The organism is Saccharopolyspora hattusasensis, assembly GCF_050972075.1.
GTDB lineage: Bacteria > Actinomycetota > Actinomycetes > Mycobacteriales > Pseudonocardiaceae > Saccharopolyspora > Saccharopolyspora hattusasensis.
The window spans coordinates 2932892-2953430 of the sequence record NZ_JBPCDC010000001.1; the positions used below are offsets into that span (position 1 = coordinate 2932892).

A 20539-nucleotide genomic window follows, 5' to 3' on the forward strand; every position below is an offset into this window, starting at 1 on the left:
CTAAGGTTCGGCGGATCTGATCGCCGAAGGGAAAAGTGGAGCCCCGCGAGGGACGGTTGCTTTCTCGCGGGTCTGCGGGGCCTCCAAATGGGGGACCTTCAGCCAGTTGTTCAACGAGAGGTACGAAACAGTGCGTATTGCTACCCGTGTTGCGGGTGTCGCCGGTGCCGCCACCCTCGGCGTCCTGACCCTCGGCAGCGCCGCGTTCGCGGACAGCGCCGACAACGACGGCGTCAACGCGGTCAACGACAACAACATCAGCGCCGCCCCGGTGCAGCTGTGCGGCAACAACGTCGGCGCGCTGATCGGCGTCGTCGTGCCGAGCGTGTCGCCACAGGTCAACCAGTGCGTGAACGCGCCGGTCGTCGACCACCCGAAGGCCGGGCTCTGACCCCAGCAACACCGGACCGGGGGCGGCCGCGAAGCCGCCCCCGGTCTATTGCTGCGCCTACTCCCCGCGCAGGTGCTCCTCGACCCGGCGCACCTTCGCGTGCAGCTGATCGGTGTGCCCGGGACGGATGTCGGCCTTGAGCACGAGGCTGGTGCGCGGCGCGTTGGCCGACGCGGCCTCGGTGGCGCGCTTCACCACGTCCATCACCTCGTCCCACTCTCCCTCGATTGTGGTGAACATCGAGGTCGTCTCGTGCGGCAGACCGGACTCCCGCACCACCTTGACCGCGGCCGCGACCGCTTCGCTGACACTGTCGCTGTCCCCGACCCCGCTCGGGGCCACGCTGAACGCAACCAGCACCTCGGCTCCTCCATTCCGTCTGCACCGCCGTCCGACGGTCGACCCGATCATCTCCAACGCTGCGGCGGTTCCGCTGATTTCGGCCGCTGCTGCACCACAGCGGTGAACTCGCCGGTAACCGCTGCTAGCGTCGAACACCATGAGCACCCGTAGCCCACTGCCCTTCGACCCCATCGCTCGCGCGGCCGAGATCTGGGCCGACCGGGTAGGCCCGTCGACGACGATGGCCGCAGTGACGAGCGTGATGCGGGTCCAGCAGATCCTCCAATCGGCGGTCGACAGCGCGTTGCGACCGCACAACCTGACGTTCGCCCGCTACGAGGCGCTGGTGCTGCTGACCTTCTCGCGGCGCGGCAGCCTCCCGATGCGCGTCATGGGCGACCGACTCCAGCTGCACCCGACCAGCGTCACCAACATCGTCGACAGACTGGAGCAGGACAGTCTGGTCCGGCGGGTGCCGCACCCCACGGACCGGCGCACCACCCTGGTGGAGATCACCGAGGACGGCCGGGACCTGATGAAGAAGGCGACCGAATCGGTCACCGAGATCGACTTCGGGATGCGCGGCATCACCGAGCGGCAGACCCAGCAGCTCACCGAGCTGCTCGGCAAGGTGCGGCACGCGGCCGGGGACTTCTGAGTCAGTTCAACTCGCGCAGCGCGTACCGGACCCGGCCCCAAAACGTCGGCTCGTCCGAATCCGATTCGGCCAGCAGCCCGCGACCGTTCGCCCAGCGCTCGAACCACACCGACGCCAACGGCGGGATCGACGCCACCAGTGCCAGGACGAGCACCCCGAACCGCCAGCGCAGCGGGCTGAACACGACGAGGCAGGTCACCACGTAGGCGGTGAACACCAGCCCGTGGACCCAGCCCATGACCGTCACGCCGAGCGCCTGCTGCAGGCCGTACTTGAACGCCATCGCCACCAGCAGACCGACCCACGAGAACGCCTCGGCGATCGCCACCGCCCGGAACCATCCGGCATACATACGCGGCACGTCAAACCCACTTCCGTTCCAACGGCAATCCCCTGCGAGTGTGCCGGGTGCCGCCGATCACACCGACCCCGGTCCGTTATGGACGGGTCTGGTCGTCGACCCAGGCCAGGTAGTCGGGGTTGCCGCCGATGATCGGCGTGGCGATGATCTCCGGCACGTCGTAGCTGTGATTGGCCCGGAGGTGCTCGACCAGCGTGGCGAGCCGCCCGGCGGAGGTCTTGATCTGCAGCTGCCATTCGGCGTCGTCCTGCGCCGCGCCTTCCCACACGTAGAAGCTGCGGATGGGCACGACCTGCACGCACGCCCCCAGCCGCGCCTCGACGACGCCGCGAGCCAGCTCGGCGGCCGCCTGCTCCGAGCCGGTGGTAGTCACGACCTGCACATGATCAGCCATGAGCCCAGAGTAGCCAGCACCCGCCGCGGAGCCGATCGTCAGGCCGGGTGGGCGCGGCGCTGGACGGGGTTCGGCGGGTGTGAGGATGGGAACCTTCCTGTCACCTCCGGCCCCGGGTCGCGGCGGTGGGTGGTGGTCCGATCGGCGGATGTTCCGGGGCCAGGTGCACGCAGAATCGGCCGGTGCCATTGACAGGCGTCGGCGGGCCGCGATCCAATGCCGCTCGTCATGACAACGTTGTCTGAATTTGGGAACGCCCGGCGCGCCACGATGAACGATGTGGCGCGGCTGGCGGGCGTGAGCATCAAGACCGTTTCGCGGGTCGTCAACGCCGAGAGCGGCGTGCATCCGGCGACCGCGGAGCGGGTGCTGGCCGCCATCGACCAGCTCGGGTTCCGCCGCAACCTCAGCGCCCGCAACCTCCGCCGGGGCACCGGGACCGGCACGCTGGGCCTGGTGCTGGAGGACCTGGCGAACCCGTTCTACTCGGTGCTGACCCGCGCGGTCGAGGAAGTCGCGCGGGTGCAGGGCAAGCAGGTGCTGACCGGTTCGTCCGATGAGGACCCGGCTCGGGAACGCGAGCTGGTGCTGGAGTTCTGCGCCCGCCGGGTCGACGGGCTGCTCGTGGTTCCCGCCGGTCACCAGCACGGGTACATCGCGCACGAGATCAACGCCGGGACGCCGGTGGTGTTCGTGGACCGGCCGCCGGGCAACCTCGACGCCGACACCGTGTTGATCGACAACGCCGGCGGCACCGCGCTCGCCGTGCGCCACCTGGCCGAGCACGGGCACCGGAAGATCGCGTTCCTGGGCGACGCCCCGGAAATCCACACGGCCGCCGAGCGGTTGCGCGGTTTCCGGGAAGGTTGCGCACGGGCCGGGGTGCCGTTCTCTCCCGGCCTGGTCCTGATGGGCCCGCACACCGACGAGTCGGTGGCGCGGGCATTGCGGTCCACGTTGCGTCGCGCGACCGCGCTGGTGACCGGCAACAACCGGATCACCATCCACGCCTTGCGGGCGCTGGCCGGTCAGCCGTCGCGCCCGGCGCTCGTCGGCTTCGACGACTTCGAGCTCGCCGACCTCCTCGACCCGCCAATCAGCGTGGTCACCCACGACACGTGGGCGCTGGGGCGGTCGGCGGCGGAGTTGCTGTTCGCGCGGTTGGGCGGCGACCGCACCCCACCACGTCGCATGGTCGTTCCCACTCGCCTGCTGGCAAGAGGTTCCGGAGAGGTAACACGTTGAGTACTGTCCACAATGATCAGACCGCCCCGGCGTCCGCGATCGCCCTGCCGTCCAACCAGCCCCGCCAGTTCTACCGGGGTGGTGCGTCGATCGCCGCGCTGCGCGGCGGAGACGACGACCAGAAGTTCGGCCCGGAGGACTGGGTCGCATCCACCACGACGCGCTTCGGCCAAGCCGAGTCGGGCCTGTCGCGCCTGCCGGACGGGCGGTGGCTGCGAGACGCGGTGACCGCCGACCCCGGCTCGTGGTTGGGGAGCGAGCACGTGGCGGCCTTCGGCGACAGCACCGCGCTGCTGGTCAAGCTGTTGGACGCGGGGCAACGGCTGCCGGTGCACTGCCATCCTTCGGACGCCTTCGCCCGGCAGCACCTGGGTTCCCGGTTCGGCAAGACCGAGGCGTGGATCGTGATCGGCACCTCCGGCGCGAACCCGGTGGTGTACTTGGGTTTCCGCGATGACGTCGCGCCGGAGGTGGTCGCCGAGTGGGTGACCACCCAGGATTCCTCGGCGATGCTCGGTTCGCTCAACGAGATCCGCGTACGGCCAGGCGACACCGTGCACGTTCCCGCCGGCACGCCGCACGCCATCGGCGAGGGCGTGTTCATCGTCGAGTTGCAGCAGCCGACGGACTTCTCGATCACGTTGGAGTGGCAGGGGTTCCTGGCCGATGCCGAGGGCGCGTTCCTCGGCCTGGACCAGCGGACCGCGCTCGAGACCCTCAACCGATCCGGTTTCAACGACTCGGTCCTGAATTCGCTGATCAAGCGCACCGCGGACGACGTCGCCCCGCGTGTTCCGCTGCTGGCCGAGGACGCCGCCCCGTTCTTCCGCGCCGACCGGCTGCACGGCACCGTCGAGCTCGAACCGTCCTTCGGCGTGCTCGTTGTGCTGGACGGCAGCGGGAAGTTGCGCTCGGGCGGCGTCGACCTGCCGCTGCACCGCGGCAGCACCGCCGTCGTCCCGCATTCCGCCGGGGCCGCCCAGCTCGAAGGAGACCTCACCGTTGTGCACTGCCGCCCGCCGGGAGCCGGGAGCCCGAGATGACCGAACCGCTGTTGGAAGGTCGCGATCTGGTCAAGCGGTACGGGAGCGTGGAGGCGCTGCGCGGCGCGTCGTTCACAGTTCGTCCGGGCGAGGTCGTCGCCCTCGTCGGGGACAATGGCGCGGGCAAGTCGACGCTGGTGAAATGCCTTTCCGGGGTCGAGCAGCCGGATTCGGGGCAGATCCTGGTCTCCGGCAAGCCGGTGACGCTCGACTCCCCCGCCGCCGCCCGGGCGCACGGCATCGAGACCGCCTACCAGGACCTCGCGGTGGCGCCGGACCTCGACCCGGCCGCGAACCTGTTCCTGGGCCGGGAGATCCGGCGGCCCGGGATGCTCGGTCGGCTCGGCATGCTGGACAAGGCGAAGATGCGTACGCAGGCCGCCGAGCAGTTCGCCAAGTTCGGGGTGTCGCTGCAAGACCTTTCGGTTCCGATCGGCTCGTTGTCCGGTGGGCAGCGGCAGAGCGTCGCCGTGGCGCGCTCGGTTGCATGGGCGGACAAGCTCGTGTTCATGGACGAACCCACCGCCGCGCTGGGTGTCGTGCAGCGCGAACGCGTGCTGGACGTGATCCGCCGGGTCCGCGACACCGGCATCTCGGTGGTGCTGATCAGCCACAACATGCCGGAGGTCCTGTCGGTCTCGGATCGCGTCGAGGTGTTACGCCTCGGCAGCCGGGTGGCGGCGTTCAGCGCCGCGGAGGCGACCTTGGAAGACCTGGTCGGCGCCATGACCGGTGCACTGTCGCAGGAGGACGCGAGCTGATGCCCACCGAGCAGAGAACTCAGAAATCCACTGCGGACGAAGATGTGGCCGCGCCGACCAAGAGCCTCGGCGCGCGGCTGACCGCCTCGAACACGCTGTGGACGGGCTTGGTGCTCGTCGCGCTGTGCGTGCTGTTCAGCGCGATCCGCCCGGACGCCTTCCCCACCCTGTTCAACGTGCAGAACCTGCTGGTGCAGGCGGCACCGCTGCTGATGCTCGCCGTCGGCATGACCTTCGTGATCATCACCTCCGGCATCGACCTGTCGGTTGGTTCGGTGCTGGTGTTCGCCGGCGTCGTGTCCGCGATGACCATGGAATGGCTCAGCGGCGGCGACGCGACGAACGCCGGTTGGGGCGTGATCTTGATCGGCCTGCTGATCGCGCTGGTCGGCGGCGCGCTGTGGGGCCTGCTCAACGGGCTGCTCGTGGCCGTCGCCCGGGTCCCGGCGCTGATCGTCACGCTCGGCTCGTTCGGCGCGGCACTCGGTGCCGCCCAGCTGCTCACCAACGGCGTCGACGTGCGCACCGTGCCCGGTGCGCTGCGGAAGACCCTCGGCACCGGCACGTCGTTCGTCGTGGTGCCGAACCTCGTGATCCTTGCGGCGGTGATCACGCTGCTGGCGCTCTGGCTGCTGCACACCACGGCCTTCGGCCGCTACACCTACGCGATCGGCTCGAACGCCGAGGCCGCCCGCCGCAGCGGCATCAGGGTCACCCGCCACCTGGTCGCCATCTACACCTTGACCGGGGTGCTGGCCGGGCTGGCCGGGTTCATGTCGCTGGCCTACTTCGGCACCACCACGATCAGCGGCCACAGCAACGACAACCTGAACGCGATCGCGGCCGTCGTGCTGGGCGGGACCAGCCTGTTCGGCGGCATCGGCACCGTGGTCGGCAGCGTCATCGGCGTGTTCATCCCGGCGGTGCTCGACGCGGGGTTCGTGATGGCCGGGGTGCGGCCGTTCTGGCAACCGATCGCGGTCGGCGCGGTCCTGGTCGCCGCGGTGTGGCTGGACCAGCGCAGACGGCGGGCGCGAAACAGCCGCTGACCTCTCGATCATCGGCACAACGGCGTGTGGAGGTAGAACCCTGATGAGAACGCACAAGACCGCGCTGGCGCTTGGAGCGGTGCTGCTGCTGGCCGGCTGCGGATCAGGCCAGATCGGCGACACCGGCAGCGGGCAGACCGACCCCAACAACAAGAACCTCGCCCTGATCACCGGGATGCGCGGCGAGCCGTTCTACGTGTCCATCGAATGCGCGGCGCAGCAGGAGGCCGCCGCGCAGGGCTACCAGCTGAACACGCAGGCCCCGGAGAAGTTCGAGCAGGCCGAGCAGTCGCAGATCCTGGGCGGCATCGTCAGCACCAAACCCGGCGCGGTGCTCATCGCGCCCACCGACGACAAGGCGCTGGCCGCGCCGCTGCAACAGGCCAAGAGCAACGGCATCCAGGTCGTCGAGGTCGACACCGCGCTGGAGGACCGCTCCATCGCGGTCACCTCGCTGTCTTCCGACAACTATGCGGGCGGCCAGCTGGCCGCGCAGACCCTGGCGAAGCTGGTCGGCGACAAGCCGGGATCGGTGCTGGCGCTGAACACGAAGGCGGGCACCTCCACCACCGACGAGCGGGCCAGGGGCTTCGAGGAGGAAATCGGCAAGCACCCGAACCTGAAGCTGCTGCCCACCCAGTACACCGAGAACGAACCGGCCACGGCCGCGCAGATCGTGTCGTCGACGCTGGCCGCGACGCCGGACCTGGTCGGCGTGTTCGGCACCAACCTCAACACCGGTGAGGGCGCTGCCACCGCGCTGTCCAACGCGGGCAAGTCGGGGCAGGTGCAGCTGGTCGGCTTCGACGCCAGCCCCAAGCAGGTGGACGACCTGCGCAACGGCCGGGTCCAGGCGCTGATCGCGCAGAATCCCGGCAAGATCGGCCAGGAAGGCGTCCAGCGCGCGATCGCGGCGGTCAAGGGCCAGCCGGTCGAGCGGGAGACCCGGACCGAGATGATCGCCATCACCCGCGACAACATGGACCAGCAGGCGCAGTACTTCTACAAGTCGCAGTGCTGATCCTCGGGGTCGGGGCCGGCGCCCGGGACCCGCGCACCGGCTTCCACCCCGCCCTGTGGCATAAGTACTGAATCCCATGTTCTCACCAGGAAAAACCCTGCCCCGCAAAGCTTGCGGCTGGATGCCTCGCTCAGGGGGTGGTCAAAAGCCGGAGACGGGTGCGTCGGCGAACTAAGCGCTGGCGGACTCCGTTGATCGTTTACTCATCTCGGGCTGCTCTGCGAACTTCCCCAAGCCATGCCGTCGTGCCCGCATCGAGAAGCCTGCGTTCTCGTCCCACGAGGTCTGGCATGAGCTTCCGAAGTTCCTGGTGGCAGCACCACATTGAGTGCCGAAAGGAAGTCCCAAACTCGCTCGTCGAATCGAGCCCTCAGTTCGTCAGCTCGTTTCCGCGGAGCATCGGATCGCTGAGCTCTGCCAGGAGACCCTCACGTCGATCCCGCGGTGTCCACATCAGATAGTCCACATTCGCCAAGAAAATCCAACAGCATCTGATACCGCGACCGAAGGTGTGGCACCTCAGACTCGTTAAAGCCCTTCCACACTGGGCCAGAATCGTGGCCCGACTCCTCAGGCTCCTCAAGCTCCTCAAGCTATCTGCGGGCCACGGCATCCTCGCCAGTGCGCTCCAACTGCGCCTGGTAGACGCGCTCGTACTCGCCTGGAACTCATCGGAGCAGCGCTTGAAGCATTCCGAGGATGTAGTCCCGGTATTCGGAGCCGTTCATGCGTCCGCGCAGGACATCAGCGGCGCCGAAGAGGCGCCGCTCCAGTTGCGGCAAGGTGATCAGGCCACGTTAAAAGCCTTTCGGCCGATCCGACTTGGTACGACAACCTTCGCAGCGTAGACGAAGCCAAGGTGCCGTTTGGCCGTGCTCGCTTGTTCGGCCGACGCTATGCGATGCCAAGCCTCCTGACCAGTAGTCGCCAGACGTCGGTAGAGGGGTCTCGCTTAAGAACCGGGCAGTCCGCAGAGTGCCCTGATGACATGATCGGGCGGACCACTGAGTCGGCCGCTGCGCAGGGGCGTCCTTCTTAAGAGGCTTGAACGTCGCCTGGTTTCCTCTGCAGGAGCCGTGTTCGCAGGCACTGATGTGATGAAGGGGCGGGGCCTCGCTCCTGGTGGGTTTCCCCAGGCGGATGCTAGGGGTTACTCACATTCCTCCCGTTGAAGGAGGCTCCTGTGATTGACTTCCTCCCCACGCCTAAAGGCGGGGGAATCCAACCTTCACAGGTTGGGTTTCCTGCTTCATAGCCGACTGCGCGCGAGCAAGCTCGCCCCGGCTTACACCAGCTCCACAGGCATCGCCGGGTTTCCACCCGGCTACCGCTCGACCAGCGGCAAGGATGTTCTTCGCGGCGTTGTGGTCCCGGTCGTGCCGAGTGCCGCAGTCGGGGCACGTCCAGTGCCGCACCGACAGTTTCAGGTTCTTCAGCAGGAGCCCGCAGTTCGAGCAGGTCTTTGAGCTCGGGTACCAGCGGTCAACGACAACGACGATCTTTCCCGCTCGCTCGGCTTTGTATTCAAGCTGGCGCCGGAACTCGCTCCACCCGCAATCAGAGATCGCCTTGGCCAGTTTCCGGTTGCGGACCATGTTTCTCACCGCGAGGTCTTCGACCGCGACCAGGTCATTGTTACGAACCAGGTCCGTTGAGGTGCGGTGCAGGAAGTCCTGCCGCGCGTGCCGCACCTTGCGGTGCGCCCGGGCAACCTTGGCTTTAGCCTTGCGGCGGTTCGCTGAACCGCGCTGCTTGCGGGCCATCTGACGTTGATAGCGGGCAAGGTTGCGGGCCTTACGGTCCACGTGACCGGCGTTGGGGATCTTCTCCCCGGTGGACAGGACAGCGAAGTCTTTCACCCCCAGGTCAACGCCGACCGTGCGGCCGGTGGCCGGGGCGTGTTCGGGCTCGTCGGTGTCCACGGCGAAGGTCACGTACCAGCGGCCGTCAGGCTCGCGGGAAACGATCACCATAGTCGGATTCAGAGACTGAAGAACCTCTGCACCCCAGGACCACACATACTCAAGCGGCGCGTTGTGCTTGGCCAGCTTCAGCTTTCCATCGCGCAGGCTAAACGCGCTGCGCGTGTAGTGCGCCGACTGACGTCCGTTACGCGACTTGAAGCGCGGGTAGCGAGCACGTCCAGCGAAGAAGTTCGCGTAGGCGGTGTGCTGGTGCCGCAACGTCTGCTGCAACGGCACCGACGACACCTCGGACAGAAACCCCAGTTCTTCAGTCTTCTTCCACGCGGTCAGCGCGGCGTCAGTCTCCTTGTAGGAGGTCTTTTTGCCGGTTGCGTGGTAGGAGCGGTGGCGTTCGGCGAGGGTCTTGTTCCACACGAGGCGTACGCACCCGAACGTGCGGCCCAGCAGGGCCGCTTGCTCGGGGTCGGGATAGGCCCGAACCTTGTACGCCGTCCTCACACTGATCATTTTACACAGCAGGCCGACACCAGTAAGCATCGGGTGGGATGGTTACCGCTGGACGCGTTAATCACGGCTTGACGTGCTTCCTCCCCACGGATAAATCCGGGGGCCTCCGCACTACGTTTCTTCGGTGAGTATGACGGGCGGCAGTTCGTCGGGATCGATTTGCACCGGAATCGATCAGTGATCGTCCGTGCGAACGAGCTGGGCGAGTGGTTGGGACTGACGCTGATTGATAATGATCCGCTGCGTCTGTCCGAGGAGATCGGCAAGGCCGTGAGACGCCGGAGGTGGTGCTGGAGGCCACCTAACGGCTGGTACTGGGCCACGGACGTGCTCGCTGAGGCCGGCGCGCACGTGCATCTGGCGCATCTGCTGGGAATCAAGGGATTCCAGGCATCGACGGGTGAAGAATGATGTGCGTGATGCCCGTGATCTGGCGGATCTGCTGCCGCGCGACCGGTTCGCGCACCAATGCTCGGGACTACCTTGGACGCATGGGCAAATACGGCGAACTCTTCCCCGGCCGGAAGCTGCAGCACGAGGGCGATCAGACCGGCATCTCGCGCGATCACGACCCCGGCGGGCCGCTGGACCTGGAAAGCGGTGTGGTGTTCCTCGCGCCACGCGAGCGGCCGGCGACCGACGAGCGGGACGGGACGGCTGGTCCGGCCGACGACTGAGCCCGGACCGCATGACACCAGGGCATCACAGGGTGGTAGCAGATCGTCTCAATTACACGCAGCGTCCGCCTTGCTCCATTAATGTTCCACGGGCAGGTGAGCACGGCCTTGATCAACGACGCTGGCGATGACTGTCCGCGCTTGATCGTCATGCGCCGTGCCCGCGTATCAGGGGAGGAAGGGACGCCGTGCAGCCGTTTGGGAGCCCCGGTCTCGACCAGGCCGAAGCAGTCGATGACGGCACCGCGCTGATCGGCAACTTCACCACCGCCGGCGTCGACGGCCCCATGACCCCCGAGCAGCGGAAGGCGATCGCGCAGCAGATCGGCGAGGACTGGAACCGCATCAGCGCCGCGATCGCCGAACTTTTCGCCACCGGCGTCCCCGGCAACGACCCCCGCACCCAGCAGGTGATCCACGACCACTACCGCTGGCTCTGCCATTTCTGGACCCCGGACCGGGCCTCCTACCTGCGGCTGGCGGAAATGTACGTCAACCAGCCGAAGTTTCACAGGCGCATCGAGCGCAGGAAGCCGAAGGGCATGGCCGCCTACCTGCGCGACGCGATGATCACCTACGCGTGGGCGAAGCTGCGCTGACGAAGTCCGCTCGTCGGGGTGCAGATCCCAATTGAAACTGCTAACCAGCCCCGCCGGCATGGACAGGCATCCGGAGACTGCGTGCGCGCACGCCGTGTCCACCGCCGCACCCGGCCCATGTCCCCGGGGTCCCGGACGTCACGTTGTGGACCGACGGCGGTGGCAAGGTCCGCCAGGCCCTGCGTCCGGTCGTGGGCGCGGACACGGTGGCCGCGCGGACCGGGCCGCGTGATCGCCACTGTCACCTTCGACTTCGACCCCGACGGCCGCGTCACCACCATCCACAACGTGGCCAACCCGGACAAATTCCAAGCCATCGCCACTGGCACCGCTCACGACGTCGGGCCGCAGTGAGCGCTGAAGGAGACCCGCCGCCGGCAGGCCAGACCGGGGAGGCACCGCGACGGCAGATGTCAGACGCATCCCGTTGAATTACGTGCATGCCGAGGTGGGTGCTGCACATGGACATGGATGCGTTCTTCGCGTCCGTGGAGCAGCTGACTCGCCCCACCGTCCGGGGACGCCCGGTGCTCGTCGGCGGGCTCGGCCCTCGCGGCACCGTCGCCGGCGCCAGCTACGAAGCTCGGGAGTTCGGCGCGCGGTCCGCGATGTCGATGGCCGAGGCCCGTCGTCGCTGCCCGGTCGCGGTGGTGCTCCCGCCCCGGTTCCGGGTCTACCAGGCCGTCAGCAAGCGCGTGTTGGGCATCGTCCGGGAAGTTTCGGACGTCGTCGAGCAGGTTTCGGTCGACGAGGCGTTCCTGGAACCGACCGAACTCGCGGGTACCGCCACGCCGCAGGTGGAGGAATTCGCCACGCGGCTGCGCGCGCGGGTGCACCGCGAGGTCGGCGTGACCGCATCGATCGGCGCGGGTTCCGGCAAGCAACTCGCCAAGATCGCGTCGGGCCTGGCCAAACCGGACGGGACACTCGTGGTGCCGCCGGAGCAGCAGCTCGAACTGCTGTCGGGGCTGCCGGTGCGCAAGATGTGGGGCATCGGGCCCGTGACGGAATCGAAGCTGCACCGCATCGGCGTCCAGACGATCGGCGAACTCGCCGCGCTGCGGCTGGGCGACGTGACGTCGCTACTCGGGCAGGCGCACGGCACCGAACTGCACCGCCTCGCGCACGGCATCGACGAGCATCCGGTGGCCGAGCGCGCCGAAGCGAAGCAGGTCAGCGCCGAGACGACGTTCGACATCGACATCTCCGACCCGGTGCGGCTGCAGGCCGAGGTCGCCGGGATGGCCGAGTCCGCGCACCGTCGGCTGGTTTCGTCGGGGCGCGCCGCCCGCACCGTGACGATCAAGATCCGGGATTCCGACTTCACCACGATCAGCCGCGCGGAAACGTTCGCGTCGGCGACCAGCGATCTCGGCGCACTCTCCGCCGCGGCGCGGCGGCTGCTGCCCGTCGCCGTCCCGCCGGGCACCCCGGTCCGGCTGGTCGGCGTCTCCTACTCCGGGTTGGCGACCTCCGAGCAGGAGCCGCTGTTCGACAACCCCGCCGACCGGCAGGAAGCCCCGGTTCCCATCGCGCGGCCGGTCGCCGAGCCGCGCCCGGAGCCGTCGAGCCGGCACTGGCGGGCGGGCGACGACGTGCGGCAGGACGAGTTCGGGCACGGCTGGGTGCAGGGCGCCGGGCACGGCCGGGTCACCGTCCGGTTCGAAACCGCCGTCAGCGGGCGCGGGGTGGCCCGCACCTTCGCCACCGACGATCCGGCTCTGACCTCGGCGGATCCGATGGAAAGCCTCGGCTGGTAGACGCGCTCAGGCCTGCGGCGGCGGGAGCTGCCGCTTGTACTGGCCGACCCACTTCTGCGGGGCGATCGCCTGCACCGCCCCCTCCAGTACCTTCGGCAGTCGGCTGAACGGCGGCAGGTGGAACCGGTAGCGCTCGCCGGGCAGTCCCGGCAGCGACGAGGCCTCCCCCACCCGCCAGCGCTCGAGCTCCGGGTGCCGCGTCGCGAACCCCGGATCCGCCGGATAGAGCTCCAGCGCGTGGCGCTGCTCCGGTGCGACCGGGCGCCGATGCTGGACCCAGGGCGGCGTACCGATCCCGACGGCCTTGATCTCGTCCCACGCAATGCCGAACACCTCGCCGCGGGTGCGGACGTAGAAACCGCTGCGGTCGAACAGGAAGCCTCGGCTGTTGAGCATGCCCCGGGAGGCGGTGATGAACCACAGGAAGATCACGCCGAAGACGAGCTGCCAGATCCACATTCCGACGCTGTTGCCGTTGTTGACCAGCACCGCCGCGATCAGCACGGTGAGCAGCCCGCTGATGCCGCCGCCGATGAGCAGCGCCTTGAAACTGCTGGCACTGACGTCGACGTCGTGCGCGTCGGCGCCCAGCAGCGTCGGCCGGTGCCCGCCGCCGGGCTGCACCCGGGTGGCGGGCTCCGGCGAACCGGCGTGCTCCGAGGCGTAGCGGGCGGTGCCGCGGGGGTGTGCCGGGACAGTCGCCCGCTCATGCTCGACCCGGTCGGTCCGTTGCCATCCCCCTGGAAGCCACTTCATGCCGTCCAGGGTAGCCACGCCGCTGCCAGTTGATCACGATCGGTGGGGATCTCCGGGTCGATCTCAGGGTCGGTCCGGGACGGATCAGGCCTTGGGGACCCGGAGGATCAGGGCATCGCCCTGGCCTCCGCCGCCGCACAACGCCGCCGCACCGGTGCCACCACCACGACGCTTGAGCTCCAACGCCAGATGCAACGCCAACCGCGCACCCGACATGCCGATCGGATGCCCCAACGCGATCGCACCACCGTTGACGTTGACCCTGTCCTCACCCACACCCAACGCACGAGCGGACACGATCCCCACCGCCGCGAACGCCTCGTTGATCTCCACCAGATCCAGACCCGCGGCGTCGACCCCCTCCTTGACACACGCGGCCCTGATCGCATTCGACGGCTGCTCATGCAAACTCGCATCCGGACCCGCCACCACACCATGCGCGCCGATCTCGGCCAACCAGCTCAACCCCAGCTCCTCGGCCCTGGCCTTGCTCATCACCACGACCGCCGCCGCACCATCGGAAATCTGCGACGCCGAACCCGCCGTGATCGTGCCATCCGCAGCGAAAGCCGGACGCAACTTCGCCAACGTCTCAACCGTGGTGTCACCACGAATACCCTCATCGGCATCCACCACCACCGGATCACCCTTACGGCGCGGCACCTCGACCGGGGCGATCTCCTCCGCGAACACACCCCGCTCCACCGCCGCAGCGGCACGCTGGTGCGAACGAGCCGCGAAAGCGTCCTGCTCCTGCCTGCTCACGCCATACCCAGCGTTGTACTTCTCGGTCGACAAACCCATCGCGACCTGGTCAAACGCGCAAAACAGGCCGTCGTGGGCCAGGTGGTCGAGCATCTGCACGTCGCCGTACTTGAAACCCTCCCGCGACCCGGTCAGCAGATGCGGCGCCTGCGTCATCGACTCCTGACCACCGGCCACCACGATCTCGAACTCACCCGCCCGGATCAGCTGATCAGCCAACGCGATCGCATCCAACCCCGACAGACACACCTTGTTGATCGTCAACGCCGGCACATCCATCGGGATACCCGCGGCCACCGCCGCCTGCCGCGCCGGGATCTGCCCCGCACCAGCGGTCAGCACCTGACCCATGATCGTGTACCCGACCTGATCCGGACCCACCCCAGCCCGCTCCAACGCCGCCCTGATCGCAACCCCACCCAGCTGCGCACCAGAGAAGTCCTTGAGCGAGCCGAGCAACCGCCCCATCGGGGTCCGCGCACCCGCCACGATCACAGAACTACCCACCACTGCCTCCCGTGCGTCTTCGCTGACTACCACGTCATCGATGCGTCGCAGCACCATCATGGCCCTGCGGACATGCCCGGACCATACCTGTGATGGCACCCGGTGCCGCCTGTGACGACCGCCATAAGCGGCCGCCGGTGACAGGAAGGTTCCCTTGCTCGCAAGTCCCGGCCCGGTGCTGCCCGGCAGTTACGGGCCGATCGGTGACAGGAAGGTTCCCTTCCTCCCGCCCGCACCGCTGCGGTTGGTCAGCAGTTGCCGGTGCCGGTGGTGGTGTCGCAGAGGCTGGATTCCTCGGCCCAGGACAGCTTGGTGCGGGCGTTTACGCCGAGTTCCCGGGAGGCCGACACGTCGGTGTCCGCGCCGGATTCGGCCTTCAGCCAGTACCGCACCTCGTACTTCTTGCCGCCTTCGGCGTAGGTGAAGACGTAGAAGGGCTCCGGGACCGGGGCGGGCCCGAAGTCGGGTGCGGTCCAGACGTCTTCGCCCTGCGCCTTGCTCGGGTCGACGTGCAGGCAGTCGTAATCGGCGCCCTCGTAGGTGCAGGTGCGCGGCTGCGCCCCGCCGTACCTGTTGACGCTGTCGTCCTTGGTCACACCGCCGGCTTCCAACCGCTGGTAGATCGACTCGCAGGAGCCGGTGTCGCAGGCGTGCCAGCCCTTCCAAGCGGCGGCGCGGGCGCTCGCGGCGGTCGATCCGCCGTTGATCGCGGCGCAGTACTTGTTGACCATGTACGTTGCCATCTTCTTCGCGGCACCGACCGAGTCGATGGCGGTTGCGGCGGTTTCGCCGGCGCCGAGCCCGGCCGAGTCGAGCTGCCAGATGCCGACGCCGGGGTTGAAGAACAGGCCCTTCGCGCGCCGTTCGGGGTCGGCGAGGGAGGTCTGGTCGTCGTAGCGGGACAGGGTCATCGGCGACGGGGCTTCGCCGGATCCGGCCACTTCGGGCCAGGTCGTGGACAGCGTCAGGTTGGTGGCGGCCTGGGCGCTGATCGTGCAGTTGGCCGCTCCGGCTGCGGTCGCCGCGGCGGAACTCGCCGCTTCGTACGGTTCGGCCCCGAATACCAGCGGCCCGGGCGCCACCCACGCCCGGTCTCGGCGCAGCTGGTCCGCCCTGGGGTTGTCGCCGCCTCCGCCGCTGTTCACGCCTCCGCCACCGGCGGCCAGCGCGGCGGGAACGCCGAGTCCGATGGTGAATCCGAGCGATGCCACCAGGATCGCGATCTTGCGGGCCGGTCCACGTTGCCTGCTGACCATGTTTGCCCCTCTCGGGTGAATCAGCCACATGCCGTGCGTAGCAAGGTCACCCGACTCCGCTCGTTGGGGCAATTCGATCTTCCGGATTTGCCGGTATTCCCGCAGATTGCGGCCGCGAGTTAGGCTGCCGCCATGCGAGCTGAATTGAGCGGTCTGGTCACGGCGGTGGACCACGTGGGCATCGCGGTAGCCGATCTGGACGCGGCCATCGCCTTCCAGCGCGACACCTTCGGCCTGCAGGTCACCCACTCCGAGGTCAACGAGGAGCAGGGCGTGCACGAGGCGATGCTGCGCGCGCCCGGCGATACCACGGGTGCCACGCAGATCCAGCTGCTCGCGCCGCTGCGCGAGGATTCGGCGATCGCGAAGTTCCTGGACCGCCACGGCCCCGGCCTGCAACAACTCGCCTATCGGGTGACTGACATCGAGGCGGCCTCGGAGGCGATTCGCGCCAAGGGGCTGCGGCTGCTCTACGAAGAACCGCGCCGAGGCACGGCGAACAGCCGCATCAACTTCGTGCACCCGAAGGACGCCGGCGGCGTGCTCGTCGAACTGGTCGAGCCCGCCGAAGTCCACTGAGGATGCCATCGCCGACCGTGAGTCTTTCGGGTTGCCACAGCAACCGCCACAGCAACCCGAAAGACTCACGGCTTATGTCGCCGGGAGCAGCAGCATCCGGCGTTCGGCGATTTTCTCGACGGCCGCCCGGCTGTAGGCGAGCGGGAAGTACTTTCCGGTGCGCCAGGATTCGGCCAGGTCCCGGTAGTGCGGGTCATCCGGGTCGCCGGACTGGCCGGGGGTGTTGACCGCGATCGACGAGTCCCAGTTCCCCACGTCGAGGATCATCCGGAACGACGGGCCGTTGGTCTGCCGGAAGTCCTGGGTACGGTACGATGACTGGTTCACGGTGTCCGGCGAGCCGCCGCGCGGCAGCGGGCCGACGTTGAACCGGGCGCGATCTGAGTCGTCGAACGCCCCCGACGCCGGGTGCCCGAAAAAGCTGTGGTGCAGCTTGCCCCACCTCCAGTTCCCCTCGCCGCGCCCCAGCAGTTCCTGCACCTCCGCGTAGGCGGAGCGCAGCGTGTCCAGCAGCAGCCGGTCGCGGGCCGCCGCGTCGGGCAGCCACCTGCCGGGCTTCTCCAACTCGCCCAGCAGCACCAACGTGTCGGCGTCCTCGATCACCCCGGCCGCCTTCGGCACCGCGGCGCGCACGAATCCCGGCCCGAGGTGCTTCGACAGCCACACCTCGAACAGCGCCGCCGCGTTCGAATCGGCGGCCTCCACGGCGTCCCACCCGCGCAGCAGGCGCAGCGCACGGCGGAGACCGGACTCGCCGCTGTCCAGATTGGACAGTAGCGCGATCAGTCGCCGGGCCGGGATGGACAGCTGGTCGTTCTGCAGCGCCGCGGAATCGGCCACGCTGTGCTTTTCCCGCCGCGAAAGGACCTCGACGATCCGCTGGTGCCGGAACGGGTTGGTCCACTCGAACCCGAGGCCTTTGTCCTGGTACTCCGGCGGCAGGTTGAACTGGTTCGCGGTGGCGATGAACCCGTCCGCCGGGTTGAGCTGGCGCGGCAGGTCGTCACCGGAGTAGAAGCCGTTCCACTCGTAGCGGCCGTCGCCGGGCACCGGCAGCAGGCCGTCGTAGCCGACGCGCTTGGGCGCCAGGCCGCCCGGCACCCAGCCGATGTTGCCCTTCACGTCGGCGTAGACCTGGTTTTCCGTGGGCGCGCCCCAGTTGCGCATCGACTTGGTGAACTCGTCGAAGTTGCGGGCCCGCATGTAGGAGACGCTGCCGAAGTATGGCGACATGCCCGGTTCCAGCCACCCCGTCCGCACCGCGTACGCCAGGTTCCGCCGCTCGTCCACGCGGATCACCGGCCCGTGCCTGGTGAAGGCCAGTTCGACGGTGCGCTCAGCCTCGTCGCGCACGGCCACCTTCTCGCGCCGGATCGTCATCGACTCCCACCCGTCGCGGTACCGGTAGCGGGTGCTGTCGTCCGGGTCGAGCTGGTAGACGTACAGGTCTTCCTGGTCCATCGGGAAGATGGTGAGCCCGAACGCGATGGTCCCGTTGTGCCCGATGGAGATTCCCGGCAGCGCCGGCTCGCCCGCGCCGATGACATCCAGGCCGGGGGCCGACAGGTGCGCGATGTAGCGCAGCGACGGAGCCGAGTAGGCCCGGTGCGGGTCGTTGGCCAGGATGGGGCGTCCGGTGGCGGTCCGCTGCCCGCCGATCACCCAGTTGTTGCTGCCTTCGGTGGTCGCGTCGCGGAGCGCCCTGGTGATCGCGCCGTTGGTGAACGCGACCTCCTGGGTGGCCAGCTCGAAGACCTCGAGCACGTCCGCGGGCATCGCGCACGGGTCGAAGCCATCGGGCACGGTCGTCCGCCGATCGGGCTGCAGGCCCTGCCGGACCAGGTCGGCGTCCACCCCGGCGGCGCAGGCCACCTTGGCGCGCTTGACCTCGCTGGTCAGATTGCGGGTGAGGCCGTGGCTGCGGATGCGCACCACGTCCTCCGGTTCCCACCGGGCGGGCACGTATCCGAGGATGCCGAACTCGGGCGGCAGCTTCTCCGGGTGCTCGTCCAGCCAGTCCAGGTAGGCGTTGATCCCAGCGGTGAACTGCGTCGCGATCCGCCGCGCGTCCTTGGCGTAGCGCGCCCATTCCACGTCCATGTCGCCCCGGTAGAGGAACAACCTGGTGGCGCGGTCCTGCTCGACGTAATCCGGGCCGAGCACCTCGGCGAGCCGCCCCAGGCCGCGGCGGCGCCACAGGTCGATCTGGAACAGCCGCTGCCGCGCGGCGTTGAAGCCCTGGGCGAGGAAGACGTCGTCCTCGCTGGTCGCGTAGAGGTGCGGGACGCCGTAGCGGTCCTCGATCAACTCCACCGGGGCCCGCAGCCCCCGCACCCGGTAGTGCAAGTCACCGGCGGCCGAGCCGCTGGGAGTCGCATCCGCCGCCGTCGCCATCATGCCGGCTCCGGCGATACCGGCAGCCGTCGCGACGAGCCCTTGCCGCCTGGAAAACCGAACGTGCCCAACACTCTCCACCACAACCTCCCGCATCGGCCAACTGCAGGAGTTCTAGCGCGGGCAACGATCTTTCACAAGGTTGAAAGAACTTCAGGATCAGTTCAGTGACGCCGCGAAAATGAGCGCTGAGGAGGAAAATCAGGCGGGCTTGATCTTCCGCGGCTTACCGACGCTCAGCTCCAGCGCCCTCGCGACGAAGCTGATCTCGCGGTCCAGCTCGTCGTCGTGCGCGCCGTACCGGGCTACCGAGTGCCGGTGGTTGACCACCCTGGCCAGCAGCACGGCGGCGGTGTCGATGTCGCAGCTCACCGGCCCCGGCGGCAGCGCCAGCTCGATCACCCTGCGGATCAGCTCCACCACCGTCCGGAACCGCCGCTGCAGCGCCTGCCGCACCGCGACGTGCGTGTCCGCCTCCCGCCACAGCAGGTGGCTGAGCAGCAACGACGACTCCAGCCGCGCGTCCAGCTCGCCGACCAGCCGGCGCAGGCTGCCCGCGACATCGCCCCGGACCGCCACCCGATCGGATTCCACCAGGTCCTCGGGCAGCCGCTCCACCAGCGCCGTCAGCAGGTCCTGCTTGCGCCGGAAGTAGTAGTGGATCAGTCCTTTGGGGACCTCGGCCCGCTCGGCGATCCGGGAGGTGGGCGTGGCGTCGAAGCCGTGCTCGGCGAACAGCTCGCCGGCCGCGGCCAGGATGCGCTCCCGCGCGGACTCGCCCTGATCGCCCTGCGCCGCCTCGACGAGTTCGTCCGAAGTGGACGGACGCTTGCGGGCGCCGCGATCACCCGGTGCCTGCGCCATGGATCCGACCTCCAACTTCCGGCCGGCTTCCACCGGGCGAGTTGACCAAAAGAACGCGCGGCCCGGACGTTACCGCCGGACCGCGCTGTGTCGCACTCGCGAGTGGTCGTGATCGTACGAGCGACCACCTAATGCTGGCCGGCCACCCCGCGGTGTGCGGCGTTGGCCTCGGGCAGTGCGGCGGCACCGGCGATGACGGCCAGGACGCCGACGATCCAAGAAGTCCACGAGGCTCCCGTGAACATGCTGTAGCCGAGGACCCACGGCGAGATGAACAGCAGCACACCCAACAGCATGTGGCTGTATTCGCTGGTCATCGACCCCGGCACGGCGAGCGACCACACGCTCGCGATCAGCAGCAGCGCACCCAGCACGATCATCGCAGACATCGCCGACCCGTTCGTCGACGTCCACATCGTCGCGAGGATCAGGTAGGCGCCCAGCACCACTCCGGCCCAGTCCTGCCAGCGGATCCACGGTTTGACAGTCGAACCGCTCGACCTATCCGCCACGTCGATCACCTCCACTGCACCCGACTTACGCCTACATCTTCACCCTTGGTTGGCCAGCCGGTCAAGAGTCCGGTACCCGCGATCTCGCCCTGTTCGCCACTTCCGCCGACGGACCGGGATCCGCCCCCCGCGGGTCACCACCGGCACCCCGTGGCGAAACCTCGTCCGGGGTG

General features: G+C 68.5%; 24 protein-coding genes. 13 read left to right on the forward strand and 11 right to left on the reverse strand.

What is annotated here, in order from left to right; translation table 11 throughout:
* Positions 1-130: 130 nt before the first annotated feature.
* Positions 131-391, forward strand: coding sequence for a hypothetical protein (locus ACRXBZ_RS13110; protein WP_433879367.1), 261 nt, complete (start codon positions 131-133; stop codon positions 389-391).
* A gap of 57 nt (positions 392-448) precedes the next feature.
* On the opposite strand, the gene ACRXBZ_RS13115 is transcribed toward ACRXBZ_RS13110, so the two are convergent.
* On the reverse strand, positions 449-751 hold the full coding sequence (locus tag ACRXBZ_RS13115; protein ID WP_168585083.1) for an MTH1187 family thiamine-binding protein: 303 nt from the start codon (positions 749-751) through the stop codon (positions 449-451).
* A gap of 139 nt (positions 752-890) precedes the next feature.
* On the opposite strand from ACRXBZ_RS13115, the gene ACRXBZ_RS13120 reads away from it, so the two are divergent.
* The gene (locus tag ACRXBZ_RS13120) at positions 891-1391 is read left to right on the forward strand and encodes a MarR family winged helix-turn-helix transcriptional regulator (RefSeq protein ID WP_433879368.1); all 501 of its coding nucleotides are present in this window, start codon (positions 891-893) and stop codon (positions 1389-1391) included.
* A gap of 1 nt (position 1392) precedes the next feature.
* On the opposite strand, the gene ACRXBZ_RS13125 is transcribed toward ACRXBZ_RS13120, so the two are convergent.
* A complete protein-coding gene (locus ACRXBZ_RS13125) occupies positions 1393-1743 on the reverse strand; it encodes a DUF3817 domain-containing protein (protein WP_433879369.1) in 351 nt (116 codons plus the stop codon).
* 85 nt (positions 1744-1828) lie between these two features.
* Positions 1829-2146 carry a divalent-cation tolerance protein CutA gene (gene cutA, locus ACRXBZ_RS13130; protein ID WP_168585086.1) on the reverse strand — a complete coding sequence of 106 codons (318 nt, stop codon included), beginning with the start codon at positions 2144-2146 and terminating at the stop codon, positions 1829-1831.
* Between the two features lie 270 nt (positions 2147-2416).
* On the opposite strand from cutA, the gene ACRXBZ_RS13135 reads away from it, so the two are divergent.
* From ACRXBZ_RS13135 to ACRXBZ_RS13155, 5 genes are read left to right on the forward strand one after another with little or no spacing between them, the layout of a single operon-like run.
* Positions 2417-3391 (forward strand): LacI family DNA-binding transcriptional regulator, encoded by a 975-nt coding sequence (locus ACRXBZ_RS13135; protein WP_433879370.1) that lies wholly within the window; start codon positions 2417-2419, stop codon positions 3389-3391.
* Positions 3388-4434: a class I mannose-6-phosphate isomerase gene (locus ACRXBZ_RS13140; protein ID WP_433879371.1), complete on the forward strand. Its 1047-nt coding sequence runs from the start codon at positions 3388-3390 to the stop codon at positions 4432-4434. The genes ACRXBZ_RS13135 and ACRXBZ_RS13140 overlap by 4 nt, the downstream gene beginning before the upstream one ends.
* Positions 4431-5195, forward strand: coding sequence for an ATP-binding cassette domain-containing protein (locus ACRXBZ_RS13145; RefSeq protein WP_433879372.1), 765 nt, complete (start codon positions 4431-4433; stop codon positions 5193-5195). The genes ACRXBZ_RS13140 and ACRXBZ_RS13145 overlap by 4 nt, the downstream gene beginning before the upstream one ends.
* Entirely contained in the window at positions 5195-6244 is a 1050-nt protein-coding gene (locus ACRXBZ_RS13150) for an ABC transporter permease (protein ID WP_433879373.1), read from the forward strand. The genes ACRXBZ_RS13145 and ACRXBZ_RS13150 overlap by 1 nt, the downstream gene beginning before the upstream one ends.
* A gap of 43 nt (positions 6245-6287) precedes the next feature.
* Positions 6288-7265 carry an ABC transporter substrate-binding protein gene (locus ACRXBZ_RS13155; RefSeq protein WP_433879374.1) on the forward strand — a complete coding sequence of 326 codons (978 nt, stop codon included), beginning with the start codon at positions 6288-6290 and terminating at the stop codon, positions 7263-7265.
* 668 nt (positions 7266-7933) lie between these two features.
* Here the strand turns inward: ACRXBZ_RS13155 and ACRXBZ_RS13160 are convergent.
* Both ACRXBZ_RS13160 and ACRXBZ_RS13165 read right to left on the reverse strand, forming a co-directional pair.
* Positions 7934-8047 (reverse strand): type I restriction-modification system subunit M N-terminal domain-containing protein, encoded by a 114-nt coding sequence (locus tag ACRXBZ_RS13160; protein ID WP_433879375.1) that lies wholly within the window; start codon positions 8045-8047, stop codon positions 7934-7936.
* A gap of 423 nt (positions 8048-8470) precedes the next feature.
* The gene (locus tag ACRXBZ_RS13165; protein WP_433879376.1) at positions 8471-9697 is read right to left on the reverse strand and encodes an RNA-guided endonuclease InsQ/TnpB family protein; all 1227 of its coding nucleotides are present in this window, start codon (positions 9695-9697) and stop codon (positions 8471-8473) included.
* A 177-nt stretch (positions 9698-9874) separates the two neighbouring features.
* Between ACRXBZ_RS13165 and ACRXBZ_RS13170 the strand changes: the two genes are divergently transcribed.
* From ACRXBZ_RS13170 to ACRXBZ_RS13190, 5 genes are all read left to right on the forward strand, one after another.
* Positions 9875-10108, forward strand: a complete 234-nt coding sequence (locus ACRXBZ_RS13170; protein WP_433879377.1) for a hypothetical protein — start codon at positions 9875-9877, stop codon at positions 10106-10108.
* A 14-nt stretch (positions 10109-10122) separates the two neighbouring features.
* The gene (locus ACRXBZ_RS13175; protein WP_433879378.1) at positions 10123-10374 is read left to right on the forward strand and encodes a hypothetical protein; all 252 of its coding nucleotides are present in this window, start codon (positions 10123-10125) and stop codon (positions 10372-10374) included.
* A gap of 188 nt (positions 10375-10562) precedes the next feature.
* Complete coding sequence (locus tag ACRXBZ_RS13180; RefSeq protein ID WP_433879379.1) at positions 10563-10973, forward strand: TipAS antibiotic-recognition domain-containing protein; 411 nt, start codon at positions 10563-10565, stop codon at positions 10971-10973.
* A 228-nt stretch (positions 10974-11201) separates the two neighbouring features.
* Positions 11202-11327: a hypothetical protein gene (locus tag ACRXBZ_RS13185; protein WP_433879380.1), complete on the forward strand. Its 126-nt coding sequence runs from the start codon at positions 11202-11204 to the stop codon at positions 11325-11327.
* 86 nt (positions 11328-11413) lie between these two features.
* Positions 11414-12733: a DNA polymerase IV gene (locus ACRXBZ_RS13190; RefSeq protein ID WP_433879381.1), complete on the forward strand. Its 1320-nt coding sequence runs from the start codon at positions 11414-11416 to the stop codon at positions 12731-12733.
* Between the two features lie 6 nt (positions 12734-12739).
* Here the strand turns inward: ACRXBZ_RS13190 and ACRXBZ_RS13195 are convergent, their stop codons facing one another.
* The 3 genes from ACRXBZ_RS13195 to ACRXBZ_RS13205 all read right to left on the reverse strand — a co-directional run bounded on the left by ACRXBZ_RS13195 (position 12740) and on the right by ACRXBZ_RS13205 (position 16017).
* Positions 12740-13507: a hypothetical protein gene (locus ACRXBZ_RS13195; RefSeq protein WP_433879382.1), complete on the reverse strand. Its 768-nt coding sequence runs from the start codon at positions 13505-13507 to the stop codon at positions 12740-12742.
* Positions 13508-13573: 66 nt separating this feature from the next.
* The gene (locus ACRXBZ_RS13200; RefSeq protein ID WP_433879383.1) at positions 13574-14761 is read right to left on the reverse strand and encodes an acetyl-CoA C-acetyltransferase; all 1188 of its coding nucleotides are present in this window, start codon (positions 14759-14761) and stop codon (positions 13574-13576) included.
* A gap of 248 nt (positions 14762-15009) precedes the next feature.
* Positions 15010-16017, reverse strand: a complete 1008-nt coding sequence (locus tag ACRXBZ_RS13205) for a hypothetical protein (RefSeq protein ID WP_433879384.1) — start codon at positions 16015-16017, stop codon at positions 15010-15012.
* Between the two features lie 132 nt (positions 16018-16149).
* Between ACRXBZ_RS13205 and mce the strand changes: the two genes are divergently transcribed.
* Complete coding sequence (gene mce, locus ACRXBZ_RS13210) at positions 16150-16596, forward strand: methylmalonyl-CoA epimerase (RefSeq protein ID WP_433879385.1); 447 nt, start codon at positions 16150-16152, stop codon at positions 16594-16596.
* Positions 16597-16668: 72 nt separating this feature from the next.
* On the opposite strand, the gene ACRXBZ_RS13215 is transcribed toward mce, so the two are convergent.
* From ACRXBZ_RS13215 to ACRXBZ_RS13225, 3 genes are all read right to left on the reverse strand, one after another.
* Entirely contained in the window at positions 16669-19071 is a 2403-nt protein-coding gene (locus tag ACRXBZ_RS13215) for a penicillin acylase family protein (protein ID WP_433879386.1), read from the reverse strand.
* A 120-nt stretch (positions 19072-19191) separates the two neighbouring features.
* Complete coding sequence (locus ACRXBZ_RS13220) at positions 19192-19854, reverse strand: TetR/AcrR family transcriptional regulator (RefSeq protein WP_433879387.1); 663 nt, start codon at positions 19852-19854, stop codon at positions 19192-19194.
* A gap of 128 nt (positions 19855-19982) precedes the next feature.
* Complete coding sequence (locus ACRXBZ_RS13225; RefSeq protein ID WP_168585100.1) at positions 19983-20381, reverse strand: SPW repeat protein; 399 nt, start codon at positions 20379-20381, stop codon at positions 19983-19985.
* Between the last annotated feature and the right edge of the window lie 158 nt (positions 20382-20539).